This is a genomic window from Aureivirga marina, assembly GCF_015767265.1.
Lineage (GTDB): Bacteria > Bacteroidota > Bacteroidia > Flavobacteriales > Flavobacteriaceae > Aureivirga > Aureivirga marina.
Genome location: NZ_JADPIB010000008.1, coordinates 128709 through 141052, shown reverse-complemented (window position 1 = coordinate 141052; position 12344 = coordinate 128709). Strand labels below are relative to the sequence as shown.

Here is a 12344-nt window from a genome sequence, read left to right as displayed (position 1 = left end):
ATTATATACTATTTATAAGATACGCAATTTTTATTAAATCTTCTTCTTTTAAATTCAATTGTTGTGCAAAAGGTGTTTCTTTTAAAAATGCATCCCAAAGTTTATTTTCTTCAATCACAGAAACTTCCATTTTCAAATATTTCATAAACTCTTCTCCTGCTTCTTCAAATTGCGCACGCAACATAGTTTCGTAAATTGAAATATCAAAAGTGTCATTTTCAGAAGCATATAATGCTAACATTTCAAAGAATAATCCTTCATCTTCTTCATCATCTAAATCTAATCCGTTTTCTGCAATGGTTGGATTTACATCTGCTAATTGACTCATAATTGCATCAAAAACTTTTATAGAAGTAGCTAAATCTGGAATTAAATAAGCTTCTTGTTCTGGAATAAATTGTAAATTATTTACCTCATTTAAGATTTTCTCTTTGACAATTTTTGCAACTAAATTCGCTCCAATTACATTCTCAAAATTTTCATCTATTTGCGAAATAAAAACCACAACTCTTTCATATTCTTCTTCATTTTCAAACAAGAAATAAATTGCAACTTCCAATCCACTTTCATTCTTCGAAATTTGCACTTCAAAAATGATTTCTTCCTCAACTCCCCACCAATCCAATTTCACTGGATTATATTCAAAAATCACATTCTCGTACGAATGAATTCCATATTTACTTAAAATTTCTTTCATTTTTTCTAGTTTATTTGGGCGTTTCCTATTCCTTCGATTTCACTCAGGAATTAGGTCGGGCTTTCCGCTATATCTTTTGTTCCATTCTTCCACAAAAGGATGCCGCTGCAATCCCTAACGCAATTTACAGTACAAAAGTAACTAGAAATAAAAACCAAACTTGAAAATAAAATGATAATTCTTTATAAATTTTTCAAGATTTAATCTTTACATAACAAAGTGTTTTTATGCATCTAAATAATTTTCATTTTAAAATTTCAGATTATTCATTTTTTTCTTGATAAAAAAACGAACCAAAAAAATCAAGACTTTATTTTTTTAATCTAAAATCTACAAAATTTGAAAAAGGCTCAAAAAACTCGCTATCGCTCAAACAGTTTCTCGTCTATTTTTTTTCAAATTTCTTGATTTTTACAATTAAAAAAATAGGTCAACTAAACTTTGGATAAGTTCTTCAATAAAGTATCGATAACAATTAACTAAATATGATTTTGAAATTTTATTTTCTAGAAATTATTTTGAACTACTACTATAAAAAAATGGATTTTTGTTTATTTCCAGAATCTAAAATACCTTTGAAAAACAAAAGAAAAATTTGGAAACAGAAAAACACATAAAAAAAATTATTCACATTGATATGGATGCTTTTTATGCTTCTGTAGAACAATTAGATTTTCCTGAATTACGTGGAAAACCTATTGCTGTTGGTGGTGGAGGAATTCGTGGAGTTGTTGCTGCTGCAAGTTACGAAGCACGAAAATTTGGTGTTCGTTCTGCTATTTCTGGAGCTCTAGCTAAAGAACTTTGTCCTGATTTGATTTTTGTAAAACATCGTTTTCCTCGTTATCGTGAGATTTCACAACAAATTCGAAAAATATTTCATGAATACACTGATTTGGTAGAACCTCTGTCTTTGGATGAAGCTTTTTTAGATGTAACTGAAAACAAAAAAGGAATCAAATCTGCTAGTAAAATCGCAACACAAATTCGAGAAGAAATTAAAGAAAAAACAGGTTTAAATGCATCCGCAGGAATTTCAATCAATAAATTTTTAGCAAAAATTGCTTCGGATATTAACAAACCAAATGGACAAAAAACAATTCCACCAGAAGAAGTGAATGATTTTTTAGAAGAACTTCCAATTGAAAAGTTTTTTGGAATTGGAAAAGTTACTGCTAAAAAAATGTATAGTTTAGGAATTTTCACAGGAAAAGATTTAAAAGGAAAGTCTTTAGAATTTTTAGAGCAACATTTTAAAAATTCTGGGAAACACTATTTTCAAATTGTTCGTGGAATTCAAAAAAGTGAAGTGAAACCAAATCGAATTCGAAAGTCGATTGCTGTGGAATATACATACACAGAAAACTTAACTTCTGAAGTTTTTATGATGGAAAAGTTAGAACAGATTGCTGAAGAATTATTTCGTCGAATTGAAAAATCAAAAACAAGAGGAAAAACAATTACATTGAAAATAAAATACAGCGATTTTTCTGTCCAAACTCGAAGTCGAACATTAGAAACATTTTTAGAGTCAAAAGAAGAAATTTTAGAATTGACAAAGCAACTTTTGTATCAAGATAAAATTCAAAATTCTGTTCGTTTGCTTGGAATTAGTTTATCAAATTTAAACACTGAAAAAAAAGAGCCGCCAAAAAATCGACAATTGCGATTTGATTTTTAAAGTTGAAATGCGCGAGGGATTGCAGCGGCATCCTTTTGCTGCTTGCAGATTTGCAGCAAAAGATATAGCGGAAAGCCCGACTTTAGGCGCGCCCAAAAATCATAAAACATAATCATAAATACTGATAAAATGACTTGCGCTTCCAAAAAGCACAAAAACATGGAAAACTCCGTGATTATATGGAAGTTTTCGAAGTGAATAAAAAACTGCGCCAATAGTATAAAAAACTCCTCCTAGAATTAGCCAAAATAATCCCCATTTGTGAATAGAATTGACAAGCGCATTGAACTCGACAAGAAAAAACCAACCAGCAACAATGTAGATTAGAGTTGACAAAGTTCCATGTCTTTTTTTGACAGCAATTTTGAAATAAATTCCAAGAACAGCTACAATCCAAATAAAAATTAGCATCCAAATTCCATCGGATTTTTCTAGACTTAATAAACAATAAGGCGTATAAGTTCCGGCAATAATTACAAAAATTGCAGAATGATCAAAAATATTAAGTTTAAGTTTCAGCGCACGATTTTTAGCAGCGTGAAAGGAAGTGGAAGCAATGTAAAGAATCAATAAACTAAATCCATAAATCAACGAAGCGATGACATACTTTGGTTCAGGATGAAGTTTTGCTTTTTGGTATAGAAAATAGATTGCAAACAAACTTAAAACGATTCCAATTGCATGTGTAATAACATTTACTTGCTCTTCTTTCCTATTGTAAAGTGTTTTATCTACTTCCATATATTAAAAATACAAATAATTGATTTTCAAATACTTAAAATAAAACTAAAAGCAAATAAAAGATTCCTTAAATAAAAAAACTCTTATGAAATTATCCATAAGAGTTTGTGGTATTTATATTTAATTTTGTTTAAAATTCTCTATACGATTCTGATTGAATCCAACCTTCATTTCCGTTTGCAATTTTGACTTTGCTCCATTCTCCATCAATTTCTAAAACTTTTACTTTTGTTCCTTCATGTAAGTCATAAAGCGTTTCACTATTCATTTTTGGAGCTTCTTTAACAGGAACTTTTTCTGTAAAAACAATTGCTTCCACATCACTTGTAATCAAATCGTGATTTTTAATTGCAAAGAAGAAGCTAATTCCAAAAATCACAAGACTAATAATTGAAATATTAAAGAAAATAAGCTTCTTTTTAGAAGTAAATGAGAAATAATATATCAGAAAGAATAAAGCTCCTACAAAAGCCATTACAACAGCTAATACGGCCCATTGATTATACGATAACTTCATGATGAAATTATCAGAAATATTTTCAAGGACAGAATTTGGAACTTCTTCAATTTTATCCAAAGCAAGACGATTTGCAAAAATCAAATTATTTTTTGCGTCTTTATTGTTTGGATTCACTTTTAAAGCTTTCTCATAATAAAAAATTGAAGGTCCAATTTGGTTTAATTTATAATAACTATTTCCTAAATTATAATACAAAACATCCGAAATGTAACCTTCTTTTTCAATCTCTTTATATTTCTTTACAGCTTCATTGAATTTGTCAGCTTTATATAAAGAATTTGCCTGTTCAAAAAGTGTTTCAGGATTTTGGTTTTGTGCATTTACAAAAGAAATAACACTTATAAACAAATATAAAATTACTCTTTTCATCTCTTACAACACTTTATCAAGTTTAATAATTATCGCTTTTGCTTTCTCAAATTCTTGTTGCATCATCACATCTGTAGTTGGCGTATATCTTGCAAAATCGCAATCATCTAATACAGAAATAAAATCTTTGATAACTTCTGTTTCCACATTTTTAGACTTTAAGATTTCAGCGATTTTTTCTTTACTAATATCCGTTGTTTCCACTTGAAGTTTTGCTTTTAAGAAATTATGTAATGCTTTTTCAAGCGCGATATAAAATTCTTCTTTTTTTCCTAATTGCTTTTTAGCTTCAGATAAATATTTTTTAGCTAATCTGTCTGCTTTTCTTAATCTATTTCCTTCTACATCTAAAGCTCGAGCTTGTTTTCTATTTCCAATGATAATTCCAATTGGAATTGCTAAAAGAGGAATTATTACTAGAATATAATACCATTTTGAACCATAAAAATCAGATGCATTTTCTTTGTGAAAAGTTGCTTTTGTTCCAATATATCTGAAATTATTTTCATTTGATGCTAAATCTTCTTTCTTAGATTCAATCGGATTTTGAGCAACAGAATTTGCATATCCGCCAAGAGATTCGATGAAAATTGGTTCTGTAGTAATTGTATGGTATTTTTTATCTTTTGGATTAAAATATGTAAAAGAAGTCTCAGGAATCTTATATTTTCCTTTAAATTCAGGAACTACAACATATGTGTCAGAAACTTTCCCTGTCAATCCAGTTGTAGTTGTTCTTACTTTTTCATCGTGTGTTGGCGTATAAACTTCTAATTCATCAGAAGTAGTAATTTTTGGTAATTCAAATAATTTTAAATTTCCTTTTCCAGAAACTTCTACTTTAATTTCCGCAGATTCATTTGCTTTTAAAACTCTTTTATTTGTAGTCATTTTATATGTAAAATCTCCAACTGCTCCAGTAAAATTCTCTGGTTTATCTGCAATTGGTAATTCTTTTACATTAATGGTTCTTTTTGGAGTTTTAATTTGTTGTACCACATTTCTGGTAATCATATTTCCAAAGAAATCTCCTCTTCCTGTAGGAACGCCGACAGAAACATCCATTTCAATTGGATCGATAAAAAGTTTACCAGATTTTTGAGGAATTAAAAGATCTTTTTTGAAAATCACATATCGATAATCTTCTCCATTATATTTTCCTCTTTGAACTTGTTGATTTTTACTATCTAAATTTTGATGCCAAAATCCATTAAATTGAATTGCATTATTGATTCTCCAATCACTAACGCTTATTTTATCACTTACATAAAGTTTATAAACAACAGTAATTGCTTCTCCAACGTAAGGTTTAGTATTAGAAACCTCAGCAACAATATGAATATTTTGCTCAGCTATATATCTTGGATCATTCGGATTTGCTGGAGTTTCCACAGCTTTAGAAACGGAAATTTTTACTGGATTTGATTTTAAAACATTTCCATCATATTCAATTGTTGCACTTCCAATTGTAAATGTTCCTAGTTTTTTTGGTTGAAGAATATAAACATATTTCTGAGAGAAACTCGATTTTCCATTAATCCATGATTGATTTACAGATTGGCTTGGTCCACCAACAACTGTAAAATTGGAAAAATTTGGTGGTGTAAAATTATCTCCACCTTGTGCATTTATTTCAAATTCTATTCGAAATCTTTGATTAACTCCAAGCTTACTTTTACTAACATTTGTTCTAAAAGTAGCTTGTGCAAGAATAATTTGTACTGCAAAAAAGAAAAATATAAATAGTTTATTCGTTTTTGAATTCATTTTGTTTACCAATCTTTTTCTTGATTTGTTTTCTGTCCTTTCGCTTTTTTCGCATTGATTTTCTTCTGAGTTTTATTTTCCTCATTATTCATCGCATCCAAAAGCTGCTTCATTTGTTGTGGAGAAAGTTGACCTTTTTGTGGTTGTTGTTCTCCTTGATTTTCTTTATTATCGTTTTTATTCTCTTGATCTTTATTGTCTTTATTCTCGTCTTTTTCTTCGTTATCGCCTTTATCGTCCTTTTCGTCTTTATTCTTGTTTTCGTTTTCGTCTTTCTTATCTTTATTATCCTCGTTATCTTTCTTATTCTCGTCCTTATTATCCTCGTTTTTCTTATTTTCGTCTTGATCTTGTTTATTCTCGTTGTTTTGATCTTGATTCTGGTTTTGATCCTGATCTTTATTTTGATTTTGAGGAGGGTTTTCTTTTAAGAATTTTTGAGCTAATGCAAGATTATATCTCGTTTCTTCATCATTTGGGTTATTTCGTAAAGAATTCTTGTAAGCTTCCACAGCTTTTTGATAATCTTTTTCAGCCATAAAAGCATTTCCAATATTATGAAAAGAAGCTGCTTTCTCTAATTTATTATCAGTTAATTTATTGAAAGAATTAAACTTTGCAATTGCTTCTTTTGTTCTTCCTTGTCCAAAAATTGCATCTCCAAGATTATAAATTGCTTTCTTATTTCCTGGATTTTTTACCAAAGCTTTTTTATACATTACCTCAGCATCTGCATATTTTTTTTCTTCGAATAAATCATTTCCTTCTTTCACAAAAGCATCTGATTCTAACTTTAATTTTTCTATATCTTCTTGCGAAAAAACAAAGCTAGAAATCAAACAGAATATGTATAAAAATATCTTATTTTTCATTGAATAAATTTAATTTTTGAATCCACTTCGTTTTCTTTTCTAATAATAAAACATCAATCATTAAAAGGAATAATCCAATTCCTAAAAACCATTGAAATTGATCTTTATAATCTGAAAATTGCTTTGTTTCAAATTCGTTTTTCTCTGCTTTAATTAAAATATCTTCAATTGCAGAAACGGTACTATTTGTATTATTTCCATTCAAATACTTCCCATTTCCTTCTTCTGCAATTTGCATTAACATTTTAGGATCCATCACTGTATTTACAACAGTTCCTTGTCTGTCTTTTTTATATCCTATAAGTTTTCCATTTCTTTTTAAAGGAATTGGTCCACCTTTTTCTGTTCCAACACTTATTGTATAAAGTTTTATTCCTTCTTTTGCTGCATTTGCAACGATTGCATTGTCTACTCCTTGGTGATCTTCTCCATCAGAAATTAAGAATAAAAACTTATTTGTTTGTTCGTCGTTATTATAATAAGTTTCTGCTAATTCTAAAGCATCATTAATTGATGTTCCTTGTGATGAAACTAAATTTGGTTCTGCATTTTGTAAAAACATTTTCGCAGCTCCATGATCTGTTGTAATCGGTAAAAGTGGATATGCATTTCCTGCATATACTATAATTCCTATTCTATCACTTCCAAGTTTATTAATAACTTTATCAATGATTTGTTTTGCTTTTTGTAATCTACTTGGTGCAATATCTTCTGCCAACATACTTTTCGAAATATCTAAAGCAAAAACAATATCAACTCCTTGTCTTTTTACTGTTTCTAATTTTGTTCCCATTTTTGGATTTACCAAAGCAATTACCAAAAATGCCAGTCCAAGAGAAAGTACTACAATTTTCAAAAGCGATTTAAATGTAGATTTTTCTGGACTTAATTTTTTAATTAAAAAAGAATCTGCAAACTTTTTTTGCGTTCTTTTCTTCCACCAATACATTCCTAAAAAGGCTACAATTAGTATTGGTATTACTATTAATGCTATAAAATATTTTGGTTCTTCTAATTGATACATTTCTAAATAAAACTTTTATAAACAGTAAATCGTAACAACATCTCAAAGAATATCAAAATTCCTGCTAAAATCACTAGGAAACGATATTTTTCATCATAATTATAATACTTGAATTCTTCTATTTCTGTTTTTTCAAGTTTATTAATTTCATCGTAAATAGCTTGTAATTTGCTATTATTTGTTGCTCTAAAATAAGCTCCATCTGTTTCTTTTGCGATAAATTTCAATAAAGCTTCATCAATTTCTACAGGAGCATTTCTAAATAAAAGTTTTCCTCTTGCATCTCTTGCATATGGAAATGGCGCCATTCCGTTTGTTCCAATTCCAATTGTATAAACTTTTATTCCATGATTTTTTGCTAATTCTGTCGCAGTTTTCGGATCAACAAATCCTGAATTATTCACTCCATCTGTTAGAAGAATAATTACTTTACTTTTTGCTTTACTATCTTTTAAACGATTCACTGCGGAACCTAATCCCATTCCAATTGCAGTTCCATCGTCTAATTGTCCCCAATCAATACTTTGAATAGAATTATTAACAATTCCTTTATCACTAGTAATTGGTGTTTGTGTATAACTTTCTCCTGCATAAACAACAATTCCAATTCTGTCATTCGGACGTTCATTGACGAAATTTGTTGCAACTTTTTTTAATGCTTCTAATCGATTTGGCTTTAAATCTTTTGCTAACATACTTGCAGAAACATCAATTGCCATTACAATATCAATTCCTTTATTTACTTTTCTTTTTGTGCTAACATCAACACTTCTTGGTCTTGCTAAAGCAACAATCAAAAGTGCAATTGCAAGAACACGTAAAAGAAATAAAATCGGATATAATTTAGTCAACCAAGAAGATTCTAATTGAAATCCTTTTAAAGATCCCATTTTCAAGGTTGCTCTTTCTTTTTTTCTTGTAAAAATTTTCCATACTAATAAAAGTGGAATTATCACTAATAACCACAAATAGGATGGATTCATAAACTCAAAATTTTCAAACATAATTTTATTCTTCGTCTTTTCTAATTGAATAGAGTTTATAATTCTGTCTGCAATATCTTCTCCATAAATATCAGAAGCTAAATAAGTAACTTGAACAAATTCTACAGATTTTTTACCTCCTAAAATTGCCATGTCTAAATATCTATGATGTTCTTCTTCCGTTTCTGGATTTGTATAAGTAAAATGACCTTTTACTATAATCGCTTCATTTCCGTTAATTGTCTTTTTATCACTATCGACTTTCAAGAAATTAGCTCCTTCTTTTTCCAATCTTTCAATTGCTGTTTTCTCCGCTTGTTCTAAAGTGAAACCTTCTGGTAAATCTTGTTTGAAATTTGTTGTTGTAACAGCAATTTCAAATCCACTTGAAGAAACATTTGAGAAAATTGCAATATCCATTTGCTGTCTTACTTGTGGTGGTAATTCAACATCTTCAGCTTTTAAAACAACAGGAGATTCGATTGAAACTGCTGGATAACCATAAGAAGAACGATACCAATTTCCTTCTGTATATTTTAAACTTTCATTTCTAGAAACTGTATCCAAAACATATCTTGGTCCAAAATAAACCATAGAACCAACAACTAAGATAATAATTGCAGCAACCGTAGTTGTAACAGCAATTGCCATTCTACGATTTCCTTTTTTCTTTGCAATCATTTCAGGTGTTTGCTCAACAACTACGTTTCCTTGTTCGTCAAGTTTTGGTTTATTAACAATAGATTGAATTTTTCTTACTACATTTTCCGCAATATTCTTATCAGATGCCATTTCTTCTTGTAATGGTCTAGATTTAGCAAATTTTACTAAATCGGCATCTTGCAAAAATTTACGTAAACCTTCAATAGTTTCCTTCGGAATTCCAAGGTTTTCTGATTTATTATGTAAAGAAAGTAAAGTTATTAACTCATCAGAAGTTACTTCCAAAGTAGGAATTTTCACATCTCTACCAATATAATTTCTTACAATTTCTGTAAGCATACTATAGTATTCTTTCGCTTCTTCTTGTGTATTTACTTTAGAAACATCCAGAATTTTTAATTTTTCAATTGCTTCTTCTAAAGGAGGCAATACAATTTCTGAGTGTTTTTCTTTTCTTCTTTTTCTAGTTGAAACAATTAATAAAACAATTGCAATGACAACCATCGCTCCAATAATCCACCATAAATAAGCATTATTCGGAATACTAACATCTTCTTGGAAGAAAATTCCTTTACTTGGATATAATTTTTGCTTTGTTGTATCTACAGCAACAGTTGCAACATCAATAGAAAGAGAATCTGTATAAAATGGTTTATTATTAATCAGAATTTTTTGTCTAGGAATCACATATCTTCCACTATCAAAACTTGTTAATAGATATTTTTTAATTAATCTATCATTAATTGTATCCACATCAAAAGACTCTATAACCTCTACTTTATCTAAATTTTCTAAAGTAGCAGGAAAATCTGCTTTATCAGATGCTTTTACAGAAACTTCATAGTGAAATTGCTCTCCAATACGAATATTTGTAGTATCTGTTTTTGTTTCAATCTCATAGTTTTGTTGTGCAAATCCAACAAAACATACTAAGAATAAAGCAATATGTAGTAAATATTTTTTCAAAATATTATGCTCCTTTTTGTTTAAAATAACCTAATAATTTCTTTACGTAACTTCCATCAATACGTGTACTTATTGTACCTGCGCCACTTCTACTAAAAGATTTATCGTAATAATCAATCATTCGTAAGTAATTTGCTTTGTATTGCGTTCGAACTCGTTTAGATGATGTATTTACAAGCATTGTTTCTCCAGTTTCTGCATCTACCATTGGAACAATACCTAAATTTGGAATTTCCATTTCTTTTTTATCATAAATTCGAATTCCAGTAACATCGTGTTTCTTTCCAACAATTTTCAATGTTTGATCATATCCTTCATCCATAAAATCAGATAAAACAAATACAATTGCTTTTTTCTTAATCACATTTGATAAATATTTTAAAGCTCCTGAAACATCTGTTTTTTTACTTTTTGGATGAAATTCAATCAACTCACGAATAATACGTAAAACATGTGTTTTTCCTTTTTTTGGTGGAATAAAAAGCTCTATTTCATCCGAAAAAAGAATTAACCCAACTTTATCATTATTTTGTGTTGCAGAAAAAGCTAAAGTAGCTGCAATTTCTGTAATTGTATCTTTCTTAAATTGCTTGGTTGTTCCAAATAATTCTGAACCACTGACATCAACCATTAACATCATGGTAAGTTCACGCTCTTCTTCAAAAACTTTGATATAAGGTTCATTGTAACGCGCAGTCACATTCCAATCAATTGCTCTTACATCATCTCCAAATTGATATTTTCTAACTTCACTAAAAGTCATACCTCTTCCTTTGAATGAACTATGATATTCTCCAGAAAAAATATGATCTGATAAACGACGTGTTTTTATTTCAATCTTTCGTACTTTCTTAAGTATTTCTTTCGTATCCATTTTTTTAGGTTTTAAGTAAAGAAAGGAGAATCAGAAATTCTCCAAGATATTTTTTTTACATTAAACCAAATTCTATGGTACTTCTACTTCGTTGATAATTTTATTAATAATATCTACTGAAGTAACATTTTCTGCTTCGGCTTCATAAGTAATTCCGATTCTGTGACGTAATACATCAATTACTACAGCACGAACATCTTCAGGAATTACATATCCTCTTCTTTTAATAAATGCATAACATTTTGCAGCAGTTGCTAAACTAATACTACCACGAGGTGAAGCTCCAAAACTGATTAAAGAAGTTAAATCTCCTAAATTATATTTTTCTGGATAACGAGTTGCAAATATGATATCAAGTATATATTTCTCGATTTTTTCATCCATATATACTTCTTTAATTGCTTTTCTTGCATTATTAATTTGATCCAAAGAAACTACAGGATTTACTTTTCCAAAAGAACCATTTAAATTATTTCTCATAATTAATTGCTCTTCATCTAACTTTGGATAATCAATAACTGTTTTCAACATAAAACGGTCAACTTGCGCTTCTGGTAAAGGATAAGTTCCTTCTTGCTCCACTGGGTTTTGTGTTGCCATTACTAAAAATGGTTCGTCTAATTTAAACGTTTCATCACCAATTGTAATCTGACGCTCCTGCATCGCTTCTAAAAGTGCTGATTGTACTTTCGCTGGCGCACGGTTTATCTCATCTGCTAATACAAAATTTGCAAAAATTGGTCCTTTTTTGATAGAGAAATCATTCTCTTTCATATTATAAATCATCGTACCAACAACATCAGCAGGTAATAAATCAGGTGTAAACTGAACTCTGCTAAAAGAACCGTGTACTGCTTTTGAAAGTGTATTAATTGCTAATGTTTTTGCAAGTCCAGGAACTCCTTCTAATAATATATGTCCATTTCCTAACAAACCAATAAGTAATCGTTCCACCATGTGTTTTTGACCAACAATCACCTTATTCATTTCCATCATTAGCATGTCAACAAATGCACTTTCCTTTTCTATTTTTTCGTTAATTGCCTTAATATCAACAGATGCAGTAGTGTTTTCTTCCATTATTTTTTTCGATTATTTATTGCGTGAATTTACATTGCTTTATTTATGATTGCAAATAGCACAAAAAAAAATATTTTTCTTGTTAAAGAACGGTTAAAATTTATGAA

At 29.3% G+C, this 12344-nt stretch carries 10 protein-coding genes; 1 reads left to right on the top strand and 9 read right to left on the bottom strand.

The window, feature by feature from the left end; genetic code table 11:
- Nucleotide 1: 1 nt before the first annotated feature.
- On the bottom strand, nt 2-697 hold the full coding sequence (locus I1A51_RS15530; RefSeq protein ID WP_196895546.1) for a hypothetical protein: 696 nt from the start codon (nt 695-697) through the stop codon (nt 2-4).
- Nucleotides 698-1292: 595 nt separating this feature from the next.
- Here I1A51_RS15530 and dinB point away from each other — a divergent pair.
- A complete protein-coding gene (dinB, locus tag I1A51_RS15525; protein ID WP_196895544.1) occupies nt 1293-2378 on the top strand; it encodes a DNA polymerase IV in 1086 nt (361 codons plus the stop codon).
- A gap of 99 nt (nt 2379-2477) precedes the next feature.
- Here the strand turns inward: dinB and trhA are convergent, their stop codons facing one another.
- The 8 genes from trhA to I1A51_RS15485 form a co-directional block, all read right to left on the bottom strand.
- The gene (gene trhA, locus I1A51_RS15520) at nt 2478-3119 is read right to left on the bottom strand and encodes a PAQR family membrane homeostasis protein TrhA (RefSeq protein WP_196895536.1); all 642 of its coding nucleotides are present in this window, start codon (nt 3117-3119) and stop codon (nt 2478-2480) included.
- Nucleotides 3120-3249: 130 nt separating this feature from the next.
- Nucleotides 3250-4008 carry a tetratricopeptide repeat protein gene (locus I1A51_RS15515; protein WP_196895534.1) on the bottom strand — a complete coding sequence of 253 codons (759 nt, stop codon included), beginning with the start codon at nt 4006-4008 and terminating at the stop codon, nt 3250-3252.
- A gap of 3 nt (nt 4009-4011) precedes the next feature.
- The gene (locus I1A51_RS15510) at nt 4012-5775 is read right to left on the bottom strand and encodes a BatD family protein (protein WP_196895532.1); all 1764 of its coding nucleotides are present in this window, start codon (nt 5773-5775) and stop codon (nt 4012-4014) included.
- Nucleotides 5776-5780: 5 nt separating this feature from the next.
- Nucleotides 5781-6647, bottom strand: a complete 867-nt coding sequence (locus I1A51_RS15505) for a tetratricopeptide repeat protein (protein WP_196895530.1) — start codon at nt 6645-6647, stop codon at nt 5781-5783.
- A complete protein-coding gene (locus tag I1A51_RS15500; protein ID WP_196895528.1) occupies nt 6637-7671 on the bottom strand; it encodes a VWA domain-containing protein in 1035 nt (344 codons plus the stop codon). The genes I1A51_RS15505 and I1A51_RS15500 overlap by 11 nt, the downstream gene beginning before the upstream one ends.
- A 2-nt stretch (nt 7672-7673) precedes the next feature.
- The gene (locus tag I1A51_RS15495; RefSeq protein WP_196895657.1) at nt 7674-8675 is read right to left on the bottom strand and encodes a vWA domain-containing protein; all 1002 of its coding nucleotides are present in this window, start codon (nt 8673-8675) and stop codon (nt 7674-7676) included.
- A 1612-nt stretch (nt 8676-10287) separates the two neighbouring features.
- Complete coding sequence (locus I1A51_RS15490) at nt 10288-11157, bottom strand: DUF58 domain-containing protein (protein ID WP_196895526.1); 870 nt, start codon at nt 11155-11157, stop codon at nt 10288-10290.
- Nucleotides 11158-11229: 72 nt separating this feature from the next.
- Nucleotides 11230-12237 carry an AAA family ATPase gene (locus tag I1A51_RS15485; RefSeq protein ID WP_196895524.1) on the bottom strand — a complete coding sequence of 336 codons (1008 nt, stop codon included), beginning with the start codon at nt 12235-12237 and terminating at the stop codon, nt 11230-11232.
- Between the last annotated feature and the right edge of the window lie 107 nt (nt 12238-12344).